At 65.8% G+C, this 22,663-nt stretch carries 16 protein-coding genes, 2 pseudogenes and 2 riboswitches; of the genes and pseudogenes, 9 read left to right on the top strand and 9 right to left on the bottom strand.

The window, feature by feature from the left end; all coding sequences use genetic code 11:
* Positions 1 to 122: 122 nt before the first annotated feature.
* Positions 123 to 1,290: pseudogene (locus G6N54_RS25665) on the bottom strand (adenylate cyclase regulatory domain-containing protein).
* Here G6N54_RS25665 and G6N54_RS25660 point away from each other — a divergent pair.
* Positions 1,289 to 1,783 (top strand): DNA-deoxyinosine glycosylase, encoded by a 495-nt coding sequence (locus G6N54_RS25660; protein WP_163793186.1) that lies wholly within the window; start codon positions 1,289 to 1,291, stop codon positions 1,781 to 1,783. The pseudogene G6N54_RS25665 and the gene G6N54_RS25660 overlap by 2 nt on opposite strands.
* Here the strand turns inward: G6N54_RS25660 and G6N54_RS25655 are convergent.
* Positions 1,778 to 3,169: an amidase gene (locus tag G6N54_RS25655; RefSeq protein WP_163793183.1), complete on the bottom strand. Its 1,392-nt coding sequence runs from the start codon at positions 3,167 to 3,169 to the stop codon at positions 1,778 to 1,780. The two genes, G6N54_RS25660 and G6N54_RS25655, sit on opposite strands and share 6 nt — an antisense overlap.
* Before the next feature lie 91 nt (positions 3,170 to 3,260).
* Here G6N54_RS25655 and G6N54_RS25650 point away from each other — a divergent pair, with 91 nt between their 5' ends.
* From G6N54_RS25650 to G6N54_RS25640, 3 genes are all read left to right on the top strand, one after another.
* Positions 3,261 to 3,689, top strand: a complete 429-nt coding sequence (locus tag G6N54_RS25650; protein ID WP_163793181.1) for an HIT family protein — start codon at positions 3,261 to 3,263, stop codon at positions 3,687 to 3,689.
* Between the two features lie 10 nt (positions 3,690 to 3,699).
* A complete protein-coding gene (locus tag G6N54_RS25645) occupies positions 3,700 to 4,149 on the top strand; it encodes a nitroreductase family deazaflavin-dependent oxidoreductase (protein ID WP_163793179.1) in 450 nt (149 codons plus the stop codon).
* Positions 4,150 to 4,263: 114 nt separating this feature from the next.
* Positions 4,264 to 8,229 (top strand): bifunctional diguanylate cyclase/phosphodiesterase, encoded by a 3,966-nt coding sequence (locus tag G6N54_RS25640; protein ID WP_163793177.1) that lies wholly within the window; start codon positions 4,264 to 4,266, stop codon positions 8,227 to 8,229.
* 3 nt (positions 8,230 to 8,232) lie between these two features.
* Here G6N54_RS25640 and G6N54_RS25635 read toward each other — a convergent pair whose 3' ends face one another.
* Genes G6N54_RS25635 through G6N54_RS25625 form a run of 3 tightly spaced genes read right to left on the bottom strand, consistent with a single transcriptional unit; the run spans position 8,233 to position 11,287 of the window.
* Positions 8,233 to 9,276, bottom strand: coding sequence for an LLM class flavin-dependent oxidoreductase (locus G6N54_RS25635; protein ID WP_163793175.1), 1,044 nt, complete (start codon positions 9,274 to 9,276; stop codon positions 8,233 to 8,235).
* Positions 9,277 to 9,314: 38 nt separating this feature from the next.
* On the bottom strand, positions 9,315 to 10,445 hold the full coding sequence (locus G6N54_RS25630) for an FAD-binding protein (protein ID WP_163793173.1): 1,131 nt from the start codon (positions 10,443 to 10,445) through the stop codon (positions 9,315 to 9,317).
* Positions 10,442 to 11,287, bottom strand: a complete 846-nt coding sequence (locus tag G6N54_RS25625; protein ID WP_163793170.1) for a uracil-DNA glycosylase — start codon at positions 11,285 to 11,287, stop codon at positions 10,442 to 10,444. The genes G6N54_RS25630 and G6N54_RS25625 overlap by 4 nt, the downstream gene beginning before the upstream one ends.
* 70 nt (positions 11,288 to 11,357) lie before the next feature.
* On the opposite strand from G6N54_RS25625, the gene G6N54_RS25620 reads away from it, so the two are divergent.
* Both G6N54_RS25620 and G6N54_RS25615 read left to right on the top strand, forming a co-directional pair.
* Entirely contained in the window at positions 11,358 to 12,605 is a 1,248-nt protein-coding gene (locus G6N54_RS25620) for an MFS transporter (protein ID WP_163793168.1), read from the top strand.
* A 10-nt stretch (positions 12,606 to 12,615) separates the two neighbouring features.
* Positions 12,616 to 13,995 (top strand): FAD-binding oxidoreductase, encoded by a 1,380-nt coding sequence (locus tag G6N54_RS25615; RefSeq protein ID WP_163793166.1) that lies wholly within the window; start codon positions 12,616 to 12,618, stop codon positions 13,993 to 13,995.
* A gap of 37 nt (positions 13,996 to 14,032) precedes the next feature.
* On the opposite strand, the gene G6N54_RS25610 is transcribed toward G6N54_RS25615, so the two are convergent.
* Both G6N54_RS25610 and G6N54_RS25605 read right to left on the bottom strand, forming a co-directional pair.
* Complete coding sequence (locus G6N54_RS25610; protein ID WP_276056481.1) at positions 14,033 to 14,746, bottom strand: MgtC/SapB family protein; 714 nt, start codon at positions 14,744 to 14,746, stop codon at positions 14,033 to 14,035.
* A gap of 13 nt (positions 14,747 to 14,759) precedes the next feature.
* Positions 14,760 to 15,083 carry a hypothetical protein gene (locus G6N54_RS25605; RefSeq protein ID WP_163793164.1) on the bottom strand — a complete coding sequence of 108 codons (324 nt, stop codon included), beginning with the start codon at positions 15,081 to 15,083 and terminating at the stop codon, positions 14,760 to 14,762.
* A gap of 212 nt (positions 15,084 to 15,295) precedes the next feature.
* Positions 15,296 to 15,464, bottom strand: a riboswitch (M-box (ykoK) riboswitch).
* Positions 15,465 to 15,826: 362 nt separating this feature from the next.
* A riboswitch (M-box (ykoK) riboswitch) is annotated at positions 15,827 to 16,009 on the top strand.
* A gap of 407 nt (positions 16,010 to 16,416) precedes the next feature.
* On the opposite strand from G6N54_RS25605, the pseudogene G6N54_RS25600 reads away from it, so the two are divergent.
* A pseudogene (locus G6N54_RS25600) lies at positions 16,417 to 17,422 on the top strand (VWA domain-containing protein).
* A 259-nt stretch (positions 17,423 to 17,681) separates the two neighbouring features.
* Here the strand turns inward: G6N54_RS25600 and G6N54_RS25595 are convergent.
* A complete protein-coding gene (locus tag G6N54_RS25595) occupies positions 17,682 to 18,911 on the bottom strand; it encodes a linalool dehydratase/isomerase domain-containing protein (protein ID WP_163793162.1) in 1,230 nt (409 codons plus the stop codon).
* Positions 18,912 to 18,969: 58 nt separating this feature from the next.
* Entirely contained in the window at positions 18,970 to 19,845 is an 876-nt protein-coding gene (locus G6N54_RS25590; protein ID WP_163793160.1) for a hypothetical protein, read from the bottom strand.
* 499 nt (positions 19,846 to 20,344) lie between these two features.
* Here G6N54_RS25590 and G6N54_RS25585 point away from each other — a divergent pair, with 499 nt between their 5' ends.
* Together G6N54_RS25585 and G6N54_RS25580 are read left to right on the top strand one after the other, a co-directional pair.
* On the top strand, positions 20,345 to 21,343 hold the full coding sequence (locus G6N54_RS25585) for a GlxA family transcriptional regulator (protein WP_163793158.1): 999 nt from the start codon (positions 20,345 to 20,347) through the stop codon (positions 21,341 to 21,343).
* A 57-nt stretch (positions 21,344 to 21,400) separates the two neighbouring features.
* Positions 21,401 to 22,651, top strand: coding sequence for a haloalkane dehalogenase (locus G6N54_RS25580; protein WP_163793156.1), 1,251 nt, complete (start codon positions 21,401 to 21,403; stop codon positions 22,649 to 22,651).
* Positions 22,652 to 22,663 lie beyond the last annotated feature (12 nt).

Here is a 22,663-nt window from a genome sequence, read left to right as displayed (position 1 = left end):
GATGACGAAGCAGGCCCGGAAGGGGCCGAGTCAAAGCGCCGGCAGAGGGGAAGGAGCCGACCGCGTCGGACCGTGTCAGACGCCCCCCAGCGCCGCCCGGGCCTGCCTAATGCGTACCGGAATTAGTCGTTATCGGGGGCGTCGCCGCCGCGACGGACCCGGAAAAGCTTCACTTCGTTCTTGACGCCCTTGAGGCGACGGGCGCCCGCGAAAGACCCGGAGAACTCCCCCGATTGGCCGACCTCGTCCCACACCGAGTCGGCGACCAAGACGGTGCCCGCGCGCTACCGCGGTCACCCGGCTCGCGACGTTGACCGGGCTGCCGAACCAGTCGCCGGCCCGGCTCACCGCCATCCCGGCGGACACGCCGGCTCGCAGCCGCGGAAAGTCGTTGTCGGTGTCGACGGCTTCGACGAGCCTGAGCACGACATCGAGCAATGGCGCGGGCTCGGGGCAGACGAACATCACCGCGTCCCCGATCGTCTTGATGAACCGCACCGGCGGGGCCGTCACATCGCGAGCCAGGGCCGCCAGCCGGCTGGCGAGATGTCCGAGCTCCTCCGGTGACACGACCTCACCCAGCCGGGTGAAGCCGACCAGGTCGGCGAACGCAACGGTGATCCGGCGGGCTCCCGGCAACGGTTTGCCCGCGGCCCGTTCGGCGGCATTGATCGCCTCGGTCTCCATCATGTGGCGCAGCTGCATCAACAGCATCTGCTCGATCATCGGGCCGAGCTGCGGGCCGATCTGGCTCAGCAGCGCCTTGGACGCCTTGGCCACCTCCAGCTCGCTGGACCCGGGGCGCATGATCGCCGCCAGCGCCGCATAACGCATGACCTCGGCGGCGTGGGACAACCCGTCGGCCAGCACCCGCACCACCAGCACGACCTGATCGGGGTCGAGCCCCATCTCCACGAAGCGCTGGGCGAACGCGGCCGCCTCCCCGTCGGCGCGCATGTGGATCGCCGCGTCGGGGTCGTCGACCCGGGCCAGCCCGATCGCGCGCTGCACCCGCTGCAGCAGCATCAGGTCGATGTCGTACTGCTCGCTGATCTCACGCGCCGACACGTAGGTGCCGTCGTCGCCGATGATGCGGCGACTGGCCAGCAGCAGCGGCGGGTTGGTGGACGCGATCTCCTCTGCGGTGATGCCCTGGTCCAGCAGCCAGGCCACCAGCTCGGCACGTTCTGTGCGCGCGGCGCCCTCGAGTCCGTCGAGCAGATCGTCGATGTCGACCTCGTCGTCCACGTGGTCAACGTACAACGCCGACGGGCCATGATGTGAAGCGATGACCCCGCCCCTGCTGCACGGCTTTGACCCCGTCGTCGACGAGCGCGCCCAGATGCTGATCCTCGGCTCGTTTCCGAGTACCCAGTCGCTGGCGGCACGCCAGTACTACGCTAATCCACGAAATGCGTTCTGGCCCATCGCCAGTGAGCTTTTCGGGTTCGACGCCGGCGCGCCATACGAATCCCGCCTGGCCGCGTTGCGAGCCCACGGGGTGGCACTATGGGACGTGCTGCGCAGCTGCCGCCGGGCCGGGAGCGCGGACTCCGCGATCGATCCGAAAAGCTTGGTGGTCAACGACTTTGCCGCGTTGTTCGCCGATTATCCCAACATCACCCGGGTTTACTTCAACGGCGCCAAGGCGGCCGAGCTGTATCGTCGGCTGGCCCACCCGGATGAGCGGCTGCAGTTCCTGCGGCTGCCGTCGAGCAGCCCCGCGCACGCCACCAGAGCGGGCGTCAAGCTGGCGGCCTGGCGGGCTCTACTGCCGTCATGACATCGGCGGTCGCCGGTGCGCCCACGGCCGCGCCGCTTCGATCTGCGCAGACAGTGACAGCAGCGTCGCCTCGTCGAACGGCCGGCCGACCAGCTGTACCGACAACGGCAGCCCGTCCCCGTCGAAGTCCCACGGCACCACCGCGGCGGGCTGACCGGTCGCATTCCAGGGCGCGAAGTAGGGCACCTGCTGGGCGACCAGCAGCAGCGTCGACACCGCGCCGCGGCGCCGATAGGCGCCGATACGGGACGGGCCCTGGGCGGTGCCCGGGGTGATGACGACGTCGACGTCGTCGAAGATCGACTGAATCCTCGCGTTCATCCGCTCCTCGCTGGCCCGCACGGATTCCATCCTGCGGTCGGAGAAGAACGATCCCAGGCGCGCCAGGGTGCGGGTGCGCGCTTCCAGCCGTTCCGGGTGGGCTTGCGCGTCGGCATCGTCGCAGATGCCCCGCAGGTAGCGCGGCAGGAAGTTCGCGTACAGCTGGGCCAGTGGATAGTCGGGGTCGGCGGTAATGACGTCATGGCCCAGGTCGCGGAGCAGCGCGCCGGCCTGCTCGACGGCCGCCAATTCTTCGCGCCCCACCCGCTGCGGGAGGGTGGGGATCTTGGTGCTCAGCGCAATTCGCAGTTTGCCGGGATCTCGCGTGGCGGCGGCGGCGGCGAACCCGCCCTCGGGGCCCGGGATCGTCGAGGTGACATCGAGAAACAGCGCGGCGTCGGCTACCGACCGCGCGATCGGACCGTTGACACTTAGGCCGTACCAGGCGTTGTCATGCGGTTCCAGCGAGACGCGATCGCGTTGCGGCTTCACCCCGAACAGGCCACACCAGGAGGACGGGACCCGAATCGAGCCGCCGCCATCGGATCCCAGCGCCATCGGGGCCAGCCCGGCGGCGACCGCGGCGCCGCTCCCGCCGCTGCTGCCGCCCGGGCTGCGCCCGAGATTCCACGGGTTGCGGGTCGCGCCGAAGGTCAGCGACTCGGTGAACGGATAGATCATCAGCTCGGGCACATTGGTCTTGCCGATGATGACCGCGCCGGCCGCCCGCAACCGGCGGACGGCTTCCGCGTCGGACGCCACCGGCGGACCGTGGCCGCCGCTGCCGCACCCGGTCACCTCCCCGGCGACGTCGACGTCGTCTTTGATCGCGATCGGCACACCCAGCAGCGGCAGCCGCTCGCCGGCATCGAGGAGTTCCTGGGCGGCCTGTGCGTCCTCGCGGGCACTGTCGGCCAGCACCACGCGGTAACTACGCAGGTCGCTGTCGAGGCGCGCGATCCGGTCGAGGTAGAGCTCGAGCAGGTCCGGGGCGCTGATTTCACCGTCGGCCAGCATCTTCGCCAGTGTTGCCGCACCGGCGAAGGCGAGTTCGCGAGCGTCCATTGCCGCAGCGTAGCCCTCGCGGCCCCGGTCACGTCGCGGGCGTTCGGCGGCGCCAGACGGACCGGTCAACGCAAGCCAGTACGGTGGCGGCATGTCCTGCGTGTTCTGTGCGATCGTCGCCGGGGAGGCCCCGGCCATCCGGATCTACGAAGACGACGCCTACCTGGCGATCCTCGACATCCGCCCGTTCACGCGCGGGCACACCCTGGTGATCCCCAAGGAGCACAGCGTCGATCTGACCGACACGCCGCCGCAGACGCTGGCCCAGATGATCACCATCGGCCAACGGATCGCCCGCGCGGCCAAGGCCACCGAATTGGCCGATGCGACGAACATCGGGATCAACGACGGCAACGCGGCTTTCCAGACGGTGTTCCACATCCACCTGCACGTACTCCCCCGCCGCAACGGCGACAAGCTCTCGGTGGCCAAGGGGATGCTGCTGCGCCGGGACCCGGACCGCGACGCGACCGGGCAGATCCTGCGCGACGCGCTGGCACGCATCGATGCCAGTCAGTAGAACTGAGTTCATGAGCAACCTCACCACGCTGGAGCGGATCTTTCTGGCCCCGCTGCTGCGTATTCACGACTCGCTGTACCGGAAAACCGACGGCCGGATCGGCCACCATGTACCCGGCATGCCCGACAGCCTGCTGTTGCACACGATCGGCGCCAAGACGGGCCAGCAGCGCTCGTCCACGCTGACCTACGCCAAGGACGGCGACTCCTACCTGGTCGTCGCGTCCTACGGCGGTAGCGACTCCGCCCCCGGCTGGTATCACAACCTGCGCAAACGTCCGGAATGCGAGATCAACGTGGGCTCCAAGCGGTTCGCAGTCACCGCGCGCAGCATCGGCCCGGACGACCCCGACTACGCGCGGCTGTGGCAGATCGTCAACAAGAACAACGCCAACCGGTACGACGGCTATCAGAGCCGGACGTCGCGGCCGATCCCGATCGTCGCGCTGACGCCCGCCTAGCGGCACCAAGCTGCACAAAAGCACCAGCTAAGTCATCGGAGACGTTTATTCTGCCCATGCAGTGGTGAAGCCTCCACGCGTTCGCCGCGGGGGAACAGATCGGCTGGAGCGGCAATGAAGCGCTGGACGGGAATTCCGTGGCAGCGATTCGGGCTGTCCGCGCGCGTCGGTCGGCTCGTCGTCACGGGATACGGCGTCGCCGGGCTGATGATCGTCATTGGGTCCATCCGCGACTGGGAAGGCGCGTACGCGACTCGTCCGGTCGACGAGTTTGCGTTGGCGGCGTGCCTGCTGTTCGGTACGGCATGCTGCCTGCGCGGGGCGCGCTTCGCCGACCGGCGTCGCAGATTCGGCTGGCTGGCGATGGCGACCGCCCAATTGGGCTGGGCCGTCGGCGAAATCATCTGGGCGCTCTACGAGGTGCGCTCACAGCTGGATCATGCCTCACACCCGGCCGCGGCCGAAATCGTGATGCTGTTGTGGCCATTCGGCGCCATGGCGTCTTTGGTGCTGTTATCCAACCTGTCTCGGCACAGTTCGCGGCGGCTGGTGCTGGATGGTCTGATCCTGGTCACCTCGCTGCTCGTGGTGTCCTGGGTGTTCGTCCTGGAGAAGCAGCTGCGCGACACCACCGGCTCCCGGACCGCGACGGTCGCGCAGGTGGTCAACGACGGCATTCTGCTGACGACGGCGATCCTGATGCTGTCGCGGGGCCGCCCCGGCGAGCGACCGAGCCGCAGCCTGGTAGCCGCCGGCGTCTCGGTGATCAGCATCGCCGACATCACGATGGTGTTCGACACCGGGATCGGCAGCTATCACCTTGGTGGCCTGGGTGACCTGGGCCGGGTGGCCGGATTGTGCATGCTCACGCTGGGCGCCCTGGCCAGTGTCGACGAAACCGTGTCGGACACCGGTTCGCGCAGCGAGGTGCTGTCACGCACTCTGCTGTGGCTGCCGTACCTGCCGCTGTCGCTGGCCGCGGTCGTCGGGTTCGGCGCCATCGTCAGTGAGCAGCAGGGAGTACTGACTACCCTGCTGGCGATACTCGTGGGCGCGGTGCTAGTCCGGCAATTCATCGCGCTCGCCGAAAACCAGGACCTGTTGTCCTCGGTCGCGCGGGAAGCATTCCGGGACAGCCTGACCGGCCTGGCGAATAGGCCGCATTTTCTGCATCGCCTCGAAGATGCCGTCGCCTCGCGAAGCGAGGATGCACCTCCGATCGCGGTGCTGTGCCTCGATCTCGACAACTTCAAAGCGGTCAACGACGGCTTGGGACATCCCGCCGGCGACGAACTGCTGATCCGGGTCGCCGGGCGGCTCAACGCTGCCCTGCACAACAACGGCCTCATCGCCCGTCTGGGCGGCGACGAATTCGCGGTGCTGCTGGAAGGGTCCGTCGAAGACTCCCAGGCCGCCGCGCATGACGTGCTTGAGGCGTTCAGCGCCCCGATCGTGATCGACGGCGTGCCCGTCGCGGTTCGCCCGAGCATCGGCTTCACGGTGGCCACTGCGACGTCGACATGCACCGTCGACCAGCTGCTGCGGCACGCCGACCTGGCCATGTATACCGCCAAACGTGAAGGCGGCCAATGCGTCCGCAGCTTTGTGCCGGACGTTCCGTTTTCCTATACGTTCCCGCGGTCGAGCGAGTCGGCGGTATCGGCGATATCGGCTTTTCCCGCCAAACTGGCAGAATGGGTGCCCATTTCGACAGCGGCCTCGGGCGTACCCGGCTCGCCACGCATCTCCCGCGGGGAGCCCAAGGCCTCGACGTCCGACCAATCCCGCGACCAGTCCGAAGACCTGGGATGGGCACCGGCGCCGGTGCGAATTGCCATGGCGATATTGGCAATTAGCGTGCTGGCTTTCACCGCGACGAGCATCGCCGGTCTCAATGCCAAGAGCGTTTTCTTCACCAATTCTCTGTATGCGGCATTGAACATATTGGCGGCCGGGCTGATTGCCGCACGCGCCTACCGCGTCGAGACCGATCGGCTGGCCTGGCTGCTGATCGCGATCGGCATGGCAAGCTCGGCAATCGGTGACGTCGTCTACCTTCTGCAGGTTCCCGACGGGCAGTCACCGTCGGCGGCCGACGCGGAGTACCTCGCGTTCTACCCGTTCGTCTACCTCGGGCTGCTGTTGCTGGTGCGGGCACGACTGGCCGCCGTACCGATTCCTATCCGGCTCGATCCCCTGGTGTGCGGTTTGGCCATCGCCGCATTGGGCGCGGCCCTGCGCAACGGACCCTTCCACGCGGCCGCGACTCGGGCACCGGACACCGTTCTGGTGGGACTGCTGTATCCGTGGGGCGATCTGGTGCTGGTGGCCCTGGCCGCCGGCATCCTGCCAATGGTCGGCTGGCGCAACGAATTCCGCTGGATGCTGCTGGTCGGTGGGCTGCTTGGGTTTGCGCTCGCCGACACCGTCTACCTCTTCGAGACCTCGGCGGGCTCATACCGGGTTGGCACCATGCTGGATGCGGCCTGGCCCGCAGCGTCGCTGCTGGTGACAATGGCCAGCTGGGCGCCCGCCCCGGCGGCGGTGCCCGAGCTCAAGCGTGGCTTCGGCTCCTATGCCGTGCCGGTGGCGTGCACGGCCATCGCGCTGGCGATAATCGTCGTGGACGAAAACTCGCGATTTGCAACGGCTTTGGCGGCGTTGAGTCTGGTGGCGGCCGCCGTCCGATTTTCCCTGACGTTGCGCGATGCCAGCATGATGGCCGAAAGCTACAAGCACGCCATGACCGACGAGTTGACGACGTTGCCCAACCGGCGATCGCTGGCCACCGCATTGACCTCGTTGTCCGACTCCCCGACAGAACTCGCCGCGGCTCTCAAGACAACGTCGCGCAAGGCATTGCTGTTGGTGAAGCTCTACGAGATCGACGAGATCAGCGACTCACTGGGCCGCCGGTTCGGCGATGAGCTGCTGCGCCACATCGCGGATCGACTCGCCAACAGCGTGCGACACGAGGATCTCCTGGCGCGGGTGAGCGATGACGAATTCGCGATCCTGCTGACGGAGGGATGCGACCTGATCGGCGCCCGCGCCCAGGCGGGTCACTTGCTCGAATCCTTGAGCGAGCCATTCGCATTGGATCCAATCACCGTGCGCGTCGATGCACGCATCGCTATCGCGTTGTACCCCGACCATTGTGAGAATCCGCAAGAGCTGCTCGGTCGCGCCGAGGCGGCGATGCCACACGCCAAATCCGCGATGGGCAAGATCGCGGTGTACGACTCGGCATTCGAGATGTACCGCGACGCCGACCCCAACCTCATCGAGGAATTGCGCACCGCGCTGTTCGAAGGCGAGGAACCGACGTTGTACTACCAGCCCAAGGTCAACACGAGCGACGGCAGCGTGCACAGTGTCGAGGCACTGGTGCGGTGGAATCATCCCACTCGCGGGGTGCTGCTGCCCGAAGAATTCCTGCCCGCCGCCGAACGCGCCGGGCTGATGCGCAAGATCGCCGACCGGACTCTCAAACTCGCTCTCACTCAGATCCAGTATTGGCGTGAAAAGGGCATCACCTCGTCCGTCTCGGTGAACCTGGCGACGACGAACCTGCTCGACCTCGAGCTCGTCGGCTCGATCGAAAGGCTGTTGTGGGCCCGCGGTTTGCCGGCGAACGCGCTGATCGTCGAGATCACCGAAAGTGCGCTCGTCGACTCGGTGCGGTCCCGCAATACCGTGGCCGAGCTGCGGCGCCTGGGCGTTCGCATTTCGTTGGACGACTACGGCACCGGCTGGTCGTCGCTGGCGCGGTTGCAGGATGTCTCGGTTGACGAGTTGAAGCTCGACCGGATCTTCGTGGCGCGGCTGGCTCAGGACGCACGATCAGTGGCTATCGTGCGGTCCACGATCGCGCTGGCTGACAGTCTCGGCGCGGACCTGGTAGCCGAGGGAGTCGAAGACGAGGTCACATTGACCGCACTGCAGCGCTACGGCTGCACCATTACCCAGGGGTTCGTCCACACTCCGCCGTTGCCGCCGGCCAAGCTGGAAGAGTGGATCAGCAACCGCTTGCCCCACCCAAATCCGAGTAAGTCGGAGCAGGCCGGCGTAGCCGATTGAGCGCTAGAACAATTCCTTAGCCAGCAGTTCCAGCGTTGCGACCCGCCCCAGCGCGGTGGCGGGGTCGGTGCCGCGACGGGCCGACGCGACCGGGTTCACCATCACCTCGTCGACCCCGAACCGCTCGGCCAGCGTCCGCACCTGCTCGGCGGCCTGGACCGGAGTTCCGAGGACGGCGCGCTGCAGCCCGCTGTCGACGATTTGCTGTTGGGCTGCCGTCAGTTCCGCCACTTGGGCCTCTTCCACCAACGGGACGGGGCCCAGCGGCTGTCCGGTACGCAGCCGCGCCATCATCTGCAAGTTGGGCAGCATCAATGCCGTTGCCTCATCCCGTGTTTCGGCCACCGCGGCGTTCACCGTCAAGAACGTCACAGGCTCGGGAGTCAACGTGCTGGGCACAAACCGCGTACGGTAAACCTCCAGCGCCTCTTCGGTTCCGTTGCCCGAGAAGTGATGTGCGAACACGTATGGCAGCCCCTTGGCCGCCGCCAAGTGCGCGGAGTACATCGACGAGCCCAGCAGCCACAGCCGCGGTTCGCTGGCGGCGGCGGGGGTGGCCTTGAGCCGGTAGTCGCCCAAGCGCAGCGGGACCAGCACACCACTCGCGCTCATCAACGCCGCCACGTCGTCGAGGTATTCGGGGAAGGTCTCGATATCGCGATCCTGCTCGGCGGCTGAGCGGGCGCCACGCAACGCGTATGAGGTCACCGGGTCGGAGCCGGGCGCCCGGCCGATGCCCAGGTCGATTCGGCCCGGGGCGGCGGCTTCTAGCAGCGCGAACTGCTCGGCAACGGCCAGCGGCGCGTGGTTGGGCAGCATGACCCCGCCCGACCCCAGTCGCACGCGTGACGTTTGCGCGGCCAGGTAGGCGAGCAGCACCGGCGGGCTAGTCGCGCCGACCGCAGGCATGTTGTGGTGTTCGGCGACCCAGAATCGGGTAAAGCCCAGGCGGTCGGCAGTCTGCGCGAGTGACACGGTGGCCGCCAACGCATCACCGGTCGACTGATCGGTGCGTACCGGGACGAGATCTAGGACGGAAAGACGCACGATCGCCTCAACGCATTCGGCGCGGTGTTCGTTCCCGGCTAGTAGTTGCTGGGCGTGATCGAATTCACGACCGCCTCGAACTGCTCCTGCGATATCGGGGCACCACCGGGAATGTTGTCGGTGGCCAGGAACTGGGTCCGTTCGGTGTAGCCGCGAAAGCGCTTGAAGTAGTTGGTAAAGGCGACTCCGTGGTCGACCCAGTCGGCTTGGCTCACGCGCTTGAGCTCGCCGGCGAGGATGTAGGCGCCCAGCAGCGCGACACTGGTCCCCTGGCCCGACAGCGGCGAGCAGCAGTAGGCCGCGTCGCCCACCAGCGCCACCCGGCCGATCGACCAGTGATCCATCACGATCTGGGCCATCTCGTCGAAGTAGAAATCCGGTGCGCTACGCATGAACTCCAGCAGCTGCGGGCGTACCCAGCCGTCGTCGGCCATCCGGCGTTCGACCTCGGTGAACTGAGCTTCGATGTCGCGATAGTCGATGCGCAGTTCGGTGTCCATGAAGCCCAACATGGCGCGCGCCTCGGTGTTGTTGCGGGCGCTGTAGACACCTGCCATCGTGGTGTCCCCGTAGTGCCACATCTGCCAGAAGTCCAGGTTGAGGAAGTTGGGCACGGTGAAGATCGCGGCGTGCGTCCCCAGCCGCTTGATGAACCGCTCCTCGGGACCGAAAACCAGTCGGCGGACATTGGAATGCAGGCCGTCGGCGCCGATCAGCAGGTCGAAGCTGCGCGACGGCGAACGTTCGAACCGCACGTCGACGGCGGTCCCGCGGTTCACCACGGCAGAAACGCTGTCGTTGAAGATGTATTCGGTCGCGGGCTGGGTTGCCTCGTACAGCAACTCGACCAAGTCGTCGCGCAGCAACTCGATGTCGGGGTTGTCGATGGGACCGCCGGTGGGCGTCGATTCGGTGTCCCGGGACAGCTCGTTGCCGTCGCGGTCGACGACGGAAGAGCCGCGTATGCCGGTCCTGCGCTCCGCGGCGGCGGACAACAGCCCCATGCGGTCCAGCACCGTCAGCGCCGGGCCCCGCACATCGATCGCCTGTCCGCCCGGGCGCAGCCCCTTATGGCTCTCCACCACGGTAACCGAATAGCCGTGCTGTCCAAGCCAATACGCCAATGTTGTACCGGCGACGCTGGCCCCGGAAATCAATACTTCGGTCACTTAATCCCTGCCAGCTTCTTGGCTTGAAAAAAAACATCGTCCAGCATTGCCGGAGTCAGCCTACCGGTGAACATGTTTTGCTGGCTCGGGTGGTAGCACCCCAACAAACGCACGCCCGACGGCAACTCGGCGACGGCGCCATGGCCGAACCGCGGTTTGGACGTCCCCCTCGTCGCTCGCATGTCCAAGGCGCCAGGCAGCCGCAGCGCGATCTGCCAGCCGAACCCGCCCAGGGCGACGACGACGCGGACTTGCTCGGACACCAGCCGCCATTCGGCTTCCAGCCACGGCCAACAGGTGTCGCGCTCGGCCGGGGTCGGGGCGTTGGCCGGCGGCGCGCATCGCACCGGCGCGGAGATCCGAATCTGCTTGGTCTGCAATCCGTCTGCGGCGTCCACGCTGGTCGGCTGGTTCACCAGTCCGGCCCGGTACAGGGCGGCGTACAGCTGATCGCCGGACCGGTCACCGGTGAACATTCGCCCGGTTCGGTTGGCGCCGTGCGCGGCCGGGGCCAGCCCGACGATGAAGATACGCGGCCGCTGCGACCCCCAACCCGGAACCGGCCGGCCCCAATACGGCTGGTCGGCAAACGCGCGCCGTTTCGCCACGGCGACATCCTCACGCCAGGTGACCAGCCGCGGGCAGGCGCGACAGACGCTGACCAGCGCGTCCAAATCCGGAATCGAGCCGGCCGCACCGGCGAGCGCCCGAACCTGCGCCGCGTCGGCGGCCTTCGGGGTGAGCGGTACGGCCAGATCGCCGGGCCATCCGCTGCCGGGCTCAACCGGCGAATCGAATGCCAATCCGGTATTCGGGTGAACAAGCACATGAACATCCTGCATTCAGTCGATAGCGACCACGAAATTCGGTGGTCCCGCGAACGCTTTGGCGTTAGATTCAGCCGCGATATTCATGACACATTCCAGCCGCGGTCCGGCTCTCCTAATTCTGTTCGCCACGTTGATGGCGACCGCGGGTACCGGCGTCTCCCTGGTTGCCTTCCCCTGGCTGGCACTGCAGCGTCACGGCAGCGCCGGCGACGCATCGATCGTGGCCGCGGCGATGACCGTGCCACTCGTGCTCTCCACGTTGGTCGCCGGCACCGCGGTCGACTTTTTCGGCCGGCGCCGCATTTCGCTGGTCTCCGATTCGCTGTCGGGCACGGCCGTGGCGGCGGTCCCGCTGATCGCCTGGCTGTTCGGCGCGAACGCGCTCAATGTCGTCGAGCTGGCCGTCTTGGCCTTCTGTTCGGCCGCTTTCGACCCGGCCGGGACCACGGCGCGTCAGTCGATGCTGCCCGAGGCCGCCACCCGCGCCGGCTGGCCGCTGGACCGTACCAACAGCGGGTACGAAGCGATTCTCAACCTGGCTTACATCTTGGGCCCCGGCATCGGCGGCTTGATGATCGCCACGGTCGGCGGTGTGAACACGATGTGGATCACGGCGTTCTTATTCTTGTTGTCTTTCTTGGCAATTGGCGCGCTGCGGCTCGAGGGCATCGGCAAGCCACACCACGCGACGCGGCCCGGCGGGCTGGTGTCCGGAGTCGCCGAGGGCATGCGGTTCGTCTGGAACATGCGGGTGCTGCGGACGCTCGGCCTGATCGATCTGGTTGTCACCGCGCTGTACCTGGCGATGGAAAGCGTGCTGTTTCCCAAGTACTTCAGCGATCGTCGTGAACCAGCCGAGTTGGGTTGGGCGCTGATGGCGCTCGGGGTCGGCGGCGTGGCCGGCGCGCTGGGCTACGCCGTGCTGTCGAAACACATGCGGCGGCGCACGGCCGTGCTGACCGCGACGCTCACCTTCGGTGCCGCGTCGGTCGGGATCGCGTTCCTGCCACCACTGCCGGTGATCCTGGTGCTGTGCGGGCTGACGGGCTTGGTTTACGGGCCGATCCAGCCGATCTACAACTACATGATGCAGACCCGGGCCCCGCAACACCTGCGCGGTCGAGTGGTCGGCGTGATGACGGGACTGACGCTCGCCGCGGGCCCGTTGGGGTTGCTAGTGGCCGGGCCGCTCGCCGACACCGCGGGGCTGCGGGTGACATTCCTGACGCTGGCGGCGCCGATCATCGCGATCGGCCTGATCGCGTGCGCGCTGCCGTCGCTGCGCGAACTCGATCGCGCGCCAGAGTTTGCTGAAGATTCCGCGCCGTAAAATTCGGCCGATGAGCACCGCAGTCAATGCAGACACACTGGCCGACCTGATCGCCGACCTGCCGGACGGGATGGTTGTGACCGACCCGACCATCACCGACGGCTACCGACACGACCGCGCCTTCGACCCATCGGCCGGCACACCACTGGCCGTGGTTCGGGTGCGCTGCACCGAGGATGTGCAGACGGTGCTGCGCTGGGCCACCGCACACCGGGTGCCCGTCGTCCCGCGCGGAGCCGGCACGGGCCTGTCGGGCGGGGCAACCGCGCTGGCCAACGGGATCGTGTTGTCGACGGAGAAGATGCGCGACATCACCGTCGACCCGGTCACCCGGACCGCGGTCTGCCAGCCGGGCCTGCTCAACGCCGAAGTGAAGAAGGCCGTCGCCAAATACGGCCTGTGGTATCCGCCGGACCCGTCGTCGTACGAAATCTGCAGCATCGGCGGCAACATCGCCACCAACGCCGGGGGCCTGTGTTGTGTCAAGTACGGCGTCACCACCGATTACGTGCTGGGTATGCAGGTGGTGCTGGCCGACGGCACCGCCGTCCGGCTGGGCGGTCCGCGGCTCAAGGATGTGGCGGGGCTTTCGCTGACCAAGCTGTTCGTCGGCAGCGAGGGCACGCTGGGCGTCGTCACGGAAGTGACGCTGCGGCTGCTGCCCGCGCAAAACACGTCGAGCGTCGTGGTGGCGAGCTTCGCCTCGGTCGAGGCGGCGGTCGACGCGGTGCTCGGGGTCTCGTCGCGGCTGCGGCCCGCGATGCTGGAGTTCATGGACTCGGCGGCGATCAATGCCGTCGAGGACATCCTGCGCATGGACCTCGATCGCGGGGCTGCGGCGATGCTGGTCGCCGGCTCCGACGAGCGCGGCCGGGCCAGCGGTGAGGACGCCGAACTGATCGCCTCGATATTCGCCGAAAACAATGCAACGGACGTTTTCACCACCGACGACCCGGTCGAGGGCGAGGCGTTCGTCGCCGCGCGCCGGTTCTGCATCCCCGCCGTCGAGGCCAAGGGATCGCTGTTACTCGAAGACGTCGGGGTGCCGTTGCCGGCGCTGGGCAACCTGGTGACCGGGATTGCCCGCATCGCCGGGGAACACGACCTGATGATCTCGGTGATAGCGCACGCCGGCGACGGCAACACTCACCCGCTGATCGTGTACGACGCCGCCGACCCCGCGATGACAGCACGGGCTCAGGTCGCGTTCGGCGAAATCATGGACCTGGCCATTGGATTGGGCGGCACGATCACCGGTGAGCACGGGGTGGGCCGGCTCAAGCGGCCCTGGCTGGACGGCTATCTCGGGCCCGAGGTGACGGCGCTGAATCAGCGCATCAAGCAGGCCTTGGACCCGCTGGGCATTCTCAACCCCGGCGCTGCGATCTAGTTCTACCTCTGCTCGAGCGCCCGAGTGGGTCTTGTCGCTAGTCGGCAAGGCTCATCTCCTCGGCGATCCACCGCACCGCGGTGACCTCGGGGGCCTTGATGACGTCAGCGAGCGCGGCTTCGATACGGTGATCGTCGCGTTCGTCGGCAATCACGGTCGCGGCGATGCGGACACCTTGATCGTCGGGCAGGTCGATTGCGGTGATCGATTGCACGGTGAGGTTGGGTCGCGAGATGGCGTCAAACACCAAGCTGCGGATGTGCGCTTCGGCGCGCGTCGCACAACGAACCTCGAATCGATATTCGGCAGAGGACTTTTCAGTTCCCGAGCCATGATGCTGGTCCAGAAGGCGCCCGATCGGTCGCAGGACGATATTGGCGGCGATCACCGCACCTGCGCCGATCACCGCAGGGATTAACAGCCCCCCGCCGGCCAGCGCTCCCACCGCAGCGGCGGCCCACAAGGTGGCGGCGGTGTTCAGTCCCGAGATGGTGGCACCTTGTTTCATGATGACGCCAGCGCCGAGAAAGCCGATACCGGAAGCGACTTGGGCTGCGACGCGGGTGGGATCGGCGTTGACACCGGTAAACGCGTAGGCACCCATCACGACGAACAGCGTGGCGCCAAGACTGACCAGCGCTGCGGTGCGCAAACCGGCGTTGCGCGATCGCCACTGCCGTTCCAGCCCGATGGCCGCGCCCAGGCCAAGTCCTGCGGCGATCCGCACGGCGATGTCGATTGTGTCGATCATGTTGCACTCCTGGCTAGGCCGCAGTCTGGCCGACGACGTTGTTGAGTTGGACCAGGCTGTAGATGCCCACCGGGATACCCAGCGTTGCGCCACCGACGACGGCGCCGATGGCACTTGCCGATGCGGCGCCGACGACGCAGCCACCGGCTGCGCCCACACCCAGGCCGACCAGGCCGCCCAGCATCGCACCTACACCGACCGCGAATTCGAATCGGGTTGCGGCGATGGATAGTTCGGTCTGTAAGTCGGTCCGCGGGCAGGCAGCCGGTACAACCGTTAGTGGGGTTTGGCCGGCCAGGTAGCGCAGCGTGGTGGGCAGCGTCAATACGTTGGTCATGAGGGAACTCCTTTGCAGCACAGACGGATCCGGCTGCACCCCCCACTCAGCGGTACGTGAGGTGGCCGGATGGGCCTATCCGAGGACTGGGATACGGACCACTGTCACTTCCCATTTGGGCCCTCACCTCCTTCTAGCCACGCGGCATTCACCACGCCCGCAGGGTCGTACCTACTAGCACAGGTGAGAGAGCACACATCTCAGAGATGGTCTCCGCACCCCTCTCGTCAGAGCTTTGGCACTGCACGGCGTATCAGACTCGCTGAAGCCACTTGGGCTCAACCCTTAAGCCGGGAAGAGCTGTCCTGACCCGGGGCGTCTTTCGACGTTCGGGGTCAGTGGCCTGTATCCGTGCGGACGCCTCACCTATCGAGGTGCTGCGTGAACAAGCCTGGCACACATCAGCTCATCGGGTCAACCCGTGGCCGCTGCTGCGAAGCTGCATGCCGCGACATCGGAATCCGTTCAGTTCCCCCGTATTCCCGAAGGGGGGGGTGGTGTCCAGCCCGGCCCCCGGGCGTGCTCTGAGCGCAGGCCTCGCCGAGCGCACACCTGGCGGCATTCGAAGGTCCAGTCCCCTGCCGAGAACGGCGAGGGTTTGAGCCGGCCTCGGCGGCGGGTGCAATTTCGTCGGTGTCTAGTGAAGCCGTCGAGAACGTAGCTCAGATATCGAGTTGGTGTGAAGAAAGCGTAGAGATCTGCCAGTCGGCTTGACCGGGGCGAGCCCAGCATTGAGAATTGCGGTAGCACCTCGCTAGGTGAGGCGTCTGTACGGATATAGGCCACTGACCCCGAACGTCGAAAGACGCCCCGGGTCAGGACAGCTCTTCCCGGCTTAAGGGTTGAGCCCAAGTGGCTTCTGCGGCTGGGCTTTTCGGTCGCGAATACGACGTGCAGTGCCGAAGCTCTGACGAGAGGGGTGCGTGCTCAGCCGGTCGGGCTGGGCGCAATGCCTCGTGTGCTGTGAAGCGACGCCCGCGTGCGTCCCGGTTGCGAGGAGGTGGGGAACCACCATTGGATACGAGTAATAAACCGCCGTCTGCGGATTCGGTACTCTCCCCACTTCGCCGCGGGCCTATTTCGTCGTTCGGATCCTGAACGCCGTTCTCCATCAACCTGTTACGGTTGCGCTCCGTTGGAGTGCTAAACGGCGCAGATGGTTCTCTGGGGCCCCCGGCGCACCCTCGCCTCGGCAACCCTGGATCGTCCAGGCAGCCGACCACTGACCCGACGACCACGCCCGCGGAAAGGATCCACTGATGCATAGCGCCGCGCAGCAAACAGCGTTGTCGCTTGAAGCCGACAGTTACTGGCGCCGAACGGATTCCCGGAGATGACGGTGCCTATGCTCGGCCCATTGACGATGTCAGGTTTCGAGCACAAATGGTGGTTCTCGTTTGTGTTCGTCGTCGTCGGGTTGATCGGCCTGTACGTCCTGGCCCTAATCAGCCGACGACGTCGACTGATGCGATTTGCCAATATGGACATACTGGAGCGCGTGGCGCCCACGCGCTCGCGGCGATGGCGACACCTGCCGGCGATCCTGCTCGTGGTTGCCCTGTTGGCGTCGACGGTGGGGTTGGCCGGCCCGACCCATGCGGTGCAGATTCCGCGCAAGCGCGGTCGTCATGTTATTGATCCAGGTGTCGCCGGCGATGACCGCCACCGACATGGCACCGAGCAGGCTGGCCGTCGCCCAGCAAGTCGGTAAACAATTCACCGAACAGCTCTCTCCCGGAATCAATCTGGGGCTGATCGCCTTCTCGGGTAGTCCAGCGGTGTTGGTATCCCCGACAACCGACCACCGGGCCACCACGACTGCGATCGACAAGCTGCAAGTCTCTTATCGCACCGCTGTCGGCGACGCTATCTTCGCCGCACTGCAATCGATCGCCACTGTGGGCGCCGTGCTCGGCGGAGGTTCTGGGGCACCACCGGCACGGATCGTGCTGGAGTCGACCGGCCGGGAGAACCACCCGCCCGACCCTGATAATCCCCGAGGCGAATTCACCGCCGCGCGCGCCGCCCGCGATCAAGGTGTGCCGATCTCCACCATCGCTTTTGGAACCTCCGACGGAACAATCGAGTTGGACGGTGCGCACGTGTCGGTGCCAGTCGAAGACGACGCCCTCAAACGCGTCGCCGAATTATCGGGCGGACACGCATTCCATGTCGACAACACTGCCGAACTCAAGACCGTCTACGCCAGCATTCAGCGGCAGATCGGCTACGAGACCATCCGAGGAGACAACAGCACGAGTTGGTTTCGGCTGGGGGTGCTGCTCCTCGTTTGCGCCGCACTGGCCGGTCTCCTCATTAACCGGACGCTGCCGAATTGATATGCACAGCGCGGATAATCACTACCGATTCAGAAGCGAAGGGTGGTCGGCTTCTCGACCCCGATGTGGCGAGTGTGCATCCTGGACGGAATACGACGTAGGCCTTAGGCGTATCGCGCCTGCCCGTTGGGCCGGCGCCGCAGCAGCAATGCCGGACGGAAGGGCGCAATGGGTGTCGCGGTACGCCGACTTGCCACTACTTATGAAGCTTGCGCCGTTTGCGGAATGACACCGCCGCGATCTCTGTGCCCGACGTCCTTTATCCGGTCGGGCGGACGGCGATCACGGTGCGGCCGGCCAAATCGACGGTGAATTGCGCACATCCCAGATCGTCAGCCATAATCGGACCGCCTAACGCCCCGTGGACCTGGTAGCACCCTCCGGGCCGCAGTCGATCAACACGCAGCCCGACACGCTGACTATTTCGGCCGGGATGAACGACCACATCGAGCCCGTGGCCATCCGATACAGCCTTCGCCACAAGGACTTCCGGATGAGGGACGTCGACAAGCCGAGGCCCGGTCGCCCACTGCACGGGACGCGGCTTAGTCAGCATGTCATTGAAAGCACCGGAATGACCCATCCCGCCGAAGGCCAGCATCCCTTTGGCGTGCACAGAGGCATCCTCGAAACGAGCGACTCCCGGGTTGGCGGGGTCCTCGGTGAATCGCAACTGTTCGGTCGCCTCCTCCCAAATCTCCGCGTGCCACCGATTGTCGCCAACGGCATAGGCCAGATGCATTGCAGACGCCAGTGTTTCAGCGTTGGTCTTAGCGCCCGATGCCCAGTCAGGCATTTCTTGGCCAGCTGACGCCGGCTGGCGGTAAAGCCCGGTCTGCAACCATTCTCGCTTGAGGACTTGCCAAGCACGCCATGCCAGATCGGGCTGCAGCGGTGCGATAAACGCTGCGACACCAGCCGTGGAACCCGGCCCTGACATGACCCTGCGTACCGACAAGCCGATACCCGAGATCATGAAGGCTGCTAGATCATTAGCCCCCAAGGTGTATTCGGCGGCTAGCACCTCGTCGACCCTGCGTGCGATGTCAGTCCCGAAGCTTGTCCCGTTCACGGTATCCATGATCGCGATCCCAGCCACCGTCACCGTATTGCAGTAAGGAAAGACATACCCGCGCCGCCGCCCTGGGCCGAGAACCGGTTCGCACGGCCACAAGAACAGATCCTGATCGAAGTTGCGGATTGTTATCGCGTTGATCTTTTGATGGTCGAACGCGAAGCGTTGACGCTGCGACCACTCGAAGACCAGCGACTCTGCATCGTCGAATCGCCTGTCACCAGTGGCCTTTCGGTACATAGCGAGCTGGAGGTTCAAGTAACCGGAGAACATGATGTTCTGCGGTACGTCAATTGGATCGGCACGCCTCTTCACGAAATCCCAGTTACCCAGCAGATTCTGCCGATACCAATAGCCCCAGACCGCCTTGTGCTGCGCTCGATCGAACAGCGCCAGCTGCGCGTCGGTGAGCACACGGTATAAGCCGGAGCGTGCGCATAATTGAACATCGCAAGCGCCCAGCCGAGCGCGTTCACCTGATAGCGGTATTGCTGTAGTGGACCTTGGGCTTCGTCGTCGAAGCTTGCCCACTCGTCGGCCTGCTGATGGCGACGCCGAGAAGATAACGCAACAGCTGCAAGTGTTGGACGTTTGCTTCAGTAACCCGAGCTGTTGCTGAAGAGCATTGCAGGTCAACAGGATTCGTCTTAGCAGGCTCAGCACCGCGCTGTTGATCGAGATATTCCAACCGTCGGGTCCCTACCCGCAGTGCCGAGCGACGCGCGAGCCGAGCACGCGTATACAGCACAGCCGTCATGCCCACCGCCATGACCAAGGCCGCCCACGGTATCCAGGTCAGCGGTCCAGCACAACCTCCGTGACCGGCAGTCAGGAGGGCACCAGCGATCGCTGATGTCACGATGATCGCGACCAGGGTAACGCTGTCCGCCCGGGCGATCAGGCGAATCCCGACTGCCCAGCCGCAGGCAACCAGCACGCCGAGGAATCCTGCGCAGTGGCCAGCCACTACGACCACGTACGGCGCGCTCACGCAGCCCACCACCAGCAGGGCCGACACCACGACGAGGACCAAGCCCGCCGCCCTGTGCCGCTTGACCATCCACGCCACCGCGGCCACCTCAACAGCGATGAGAATCGCGTGACCGATCACCATGCCCACGCCAACGGGGTGGTGTGCTGGCGGCACTGCATAAAGTAGGCCCGAACCGGGCACGATAAGTCCGGCGCCGAATGCCCGCCACGGGCCGCTCATCCCCAGCACGGCCGGTACCGAGGCCGCCAGAACCCAAAAGGTGAGCAAGCCCGCAAGCGCCCTGCGCTGCCACCGTCTGGCGAGCTCGCTCGGGGAGTTCACCAACCGCTCGGGAACGGGCGCCGTTTCGGCCATCCCCGCGGACTGTCGCATCACCGGACGCCAACGGCGCCGGCGAACTGATCGAACACGAGTTGGCGCGACGTCGTCGGTTCGGTTAATTCGGCGCGGATGGGCGGCCTGCGTTTAGGTCGAAGAGCCGCATAGAGCCGCGCCCCGTGCGGACCGAACAGAGCTAGCCCTCCCAGAACGAAGCAACAAAGCATGATCGTCGGCCCGCTTCCTCGACAGTCGCGTCATCAGTGCCGCCAGGGCTCACCCGCAAGGTCTGCGCAACGGCGGCTTTGTCGGTTGCCTGACAGTCATGGAGTGACTGGAGTTTCCCCTTGCAAGCCCAGCCTCTCCGGAAGCCCGTTCGTCCGCAATGACGCATCTATGTCAAATACGGACATTGTCGCGCGATGATCGTCGACGCCCACGCGGGACGGCAGACGTTGCGACACATCCGTGGGATGTCTGTATCTGACAATACTTGGTCATTGCAGACTTCGGCGGGACCGTTGAGGCTGGAACCATGCACACCAAGCCCACCCATCTGGTGGCGGTCACAGTCTTTCCGGGGATTGACGCCGTCGACGTCGCCGGCCCTGCGGAAGTCTTCGCGATGGCCAACATCGCCCTGCCCGACACCGCGGCCCGCTACGAGGTTCGTGTGGTGGCCGCGCACCGCGACGACGTGCGGGCGTCATCTGGCCTACGACTTGGGGTCGACCAAACATTTGCCGAGTTGCAAGAACGGCCCGACACCATCCTGGTTACCGGACGCGTCGATGTCGGCGGTGACAAAACCCCCGCTGCGGTACTCGACGACGAGGTATGCGATTGGCTCCGCGAACACGGCCCGCAAGCCGGTCGTGTGGCAGCTGTGTGCGCCGGGGCCCACATCGCGGCGGCGGCTGGCCTTCTCGATGGGCACCGCGCGACCACCCATTGGGGCACCGCGGACCAATTGGCCACTGACCACCCGTTGATCGAGGTTGATCCCGACCCGATCTTCATTCGCTCGGGCCGAATCTGGACCAGCGCGGGGATTACGGCATCGATGGATCTAGCCCCCGCCCTGGTGGGCGACGACCACGGTGACGACATCGCATTGCGTGTCGCGCAACTGATGGTGATGTTCGTGCAACGACCCGGCGGGCAAAGCCAATTCAGTGCTGCACTGTCAGTGCCTGCGAGTAGCCGCTCGGACATCTCCGAGCTGCGTCGATGGATCGCGGCCCATCTCACCGACGACCTGTCGGTTGCCGCACTGGCACGCCGCCTCGCAGTCACCCCACGCCATCTGGCGCGACTCTTTCACGCCGAGGTCGGCCTGACTCCTGGTGAGTTCGTCGAGCGGCTGCGGGTGGAGTACGCCCGTCGACTCCTCGAGCGCACCGAACTGACATCGGAGCGCGTCGCTGCCGAAAGCGGCTTGGGATCAGTCGAAACCCTGCACCGAGTGTTTCGAGCTCGGCTGGGCACTACGCCCCGTGAGTACCGCCACCGGTTCGCTGCATCCCCTCGCTAGCCCCACTCAGTCCCGCGCCGCGGGCATCGGCCATCACCCCGAACGAAAGGCATTGCTGTGCAACAAATATTCGTCGAGATGTACAACTACAAGCAGTCGTGGATCGATCTGCCGCCTGCGCAGCGGGAAGCGTTTGCCGGCACTCTCGCCGGGGCTCTGGGTGCGCTGCAAGCCCAAGGTGTGGAGATTGTGGCCTACGCAGTCAACGACCCCGCCACCGACCACCGCGCGCCCTACGACTTCTTCTGTGTCTACCGCGTGCCGGAGGTAGGACTGCAGCGCAACTTCGAGGCGGGTATCGCGGCCTCGGGCTGGTACGACTACTTCGAACAAGTCAACCTCAGCGGCGCGGCACTAAGCCCCGGCGGAGCATTGATGAAGAATGTGCTTCTCCAGTCCGCGCTGCCTCAAGGTAAGCCCATCTCGGCCACCGCGCAGTACTCCAAAAAGTCGACCGCCGTTGACGGCCACACGATGACCTATGTGGAGGTCGGCGCTGGCGACCCCGTGGTGTTCATTCCCGGCGACGTCATGTCTTCTTTCCTGTGGCACAACGTCCTTCCCCACGTCGCTGAGACCCATCGTGCAATCGCCGTCGACCTGATCGGCGCTGGCGATTCTGACAAATTGCCCTCCGTCGGTCCGGGCACCTACAGCTTTGAGGCCCACGCCCACTACCTCGACCGCCTGCTCGACACATTGGATCTCGGCGACAACGTCGTTCTCGTAGGCCACGATTGGGGATCCAACCTCGCATTCGACTGGGCGATGTCGCATGCGAGCCGCGTGCGGGGCATAGCGTTCGCCGAGGCATTGCTGCCTCCGTTTGAATGGGAGGACTGGCCAATGATGGTCCGCGACACCTTCAAACACATCCGCACCGAGCAGGGCGGTCGAAACGTGTTGGAGGACAACTACTTCGTCAACTTCGCCCAAGGCCAGATGATGCGCATCATGGATCCTGAAGAATGGGCCGAGGTCGTGCGTCCCTATGCCGATGCGGGTGAAGGCCGCCGTCCCACCCTGGACTGGCCGCGTTCTGTGCCGTTTGGTGATGACAACACCCCGCTACGGGCCAAGCTCGAGCGCCAAGACGCGTGGCTGGCCGAGACTCCGATCCCCAAGCTGCACATTGCCGGGCGGCCGGGCGGTATTGCCCGGGTCGGGGGTCGGCGCCGGGTCGCCGTTGCCCAATACCCGAACCTCGCTGTCGCTGAGGTCGACGGCATGCACTGGACCCCGTTCGATGATCCCCACGGCATGGGCGAGGGGTTGGCCTCGTGGTTGGGGACCATCAAACGCCGATAGCGTGCTCGCGGC

This window comes from Mycobacterium stomatepiae (genome assembly GCF_010731715.1).
Lineage (GTDB): Bacteria > Actinomycetota > Actinomycetes > Mycobacteriales > Mycobacteriaceae > Mycobacterium > Mycobacterium stomatepiae.
Note: the sequence above shows the minus strand (reverse complement) of the source record. Positions and strands in the feature narration are given on the sequence as shown.

What these genes read in the sequence shown, in the direction of transcription:
- G6N54_RS25660 (WP_163793186.1), top strand. Translation starts at nt 1,289, where the DNA reads ATGACCCCGCCCCTGCTGCACGGCTTTGACCCCGTCGTCGACGAGCGC.
- G6N54_RS25655 (WP_163793183.1), bottom strand. Translation starts at nt 3,169, where the DNA reads ATGGACGCTCGCGAACTCGCCTTCGCCGGTGCGGCAACACTGGCGAAG.
- G6N54_RS25650 (WP_163793181.1), top strand. Translation starts at nt 3,261, where the DNA reads ATGTCCTGCGTGTTCTGTGCGATCGTCGCCGGGGAGGCCCCGGCCATC.
- G6N54_RS25645 (WP_163793179.1), top strand. Translation starts at nt 3,700, where the DNA reads ATGAGCAACCTCACCACGCTGGAGCGGATCTTTCTGGCCCCGCTGCTG.
- G6N54_RS25640 (WP_163793177.1), top strand. Translation starts at nt 4,264, where the DNA reads ATGAAGCGCTGGACGGGAATTCCGTGGCAGCGATTCGGGCTGTCCGCG.
- G6N54_RS25625 (WP_163793170.1), bottom strand. Translation starts at nt 11,287, where the DNA reads ATGCAGGATGTTCATGTGCTTGTTCACCCGAATACCGGATTGGCATTC.
- G6N54_RS25620 (WP_163793168.1), top strand. Translation starts at nt 11,358, where the DNA reads ATGACACATTCCAGCCGCGGTCCGGCTCTCCTAATTCTGTTCGCCACG.
- G6N54_RS25615 (WP_163793166.1), top strand. Translation starts at nt 12,616, where the DNA reads ATGAGCACCGCAGTCAATGCAGACACACTGGCCGACCTGATCGCCGAC.
- G6N54_RS25610 (WP_276056481.1), bottom strand. Translation starts at nt 14,746, where the DNA reads ATGATCGACACAATCGACATCGCCGTGCGGATCGCCGCAGGACTTGGC.
- G6N54_RS25605 (WP_163793164.1), bottom strand. Translation starts at nt 15,083, where the DNA reads ATGACCAACGTATTGACGCTGCCCACCACGCTGCGCTACCTGGCCGGC.
- G6N54_RS25590 (WP_163793160.1), bottom strand. Translation starts at nt 19,845, where the DNA reads ATGGCCGAAACGGCGCCCGTTCCCGAGCGGTTGGTGAACTCCCCGAGC.
- G6N54_RS25585 (WP_163793158.1), top strand. Translation starts at nt 20,345, where the DNA reads ATGCACACCAAGCCCACCCATCTGGTGGCGGTCACAGTCTTTCCGGGG.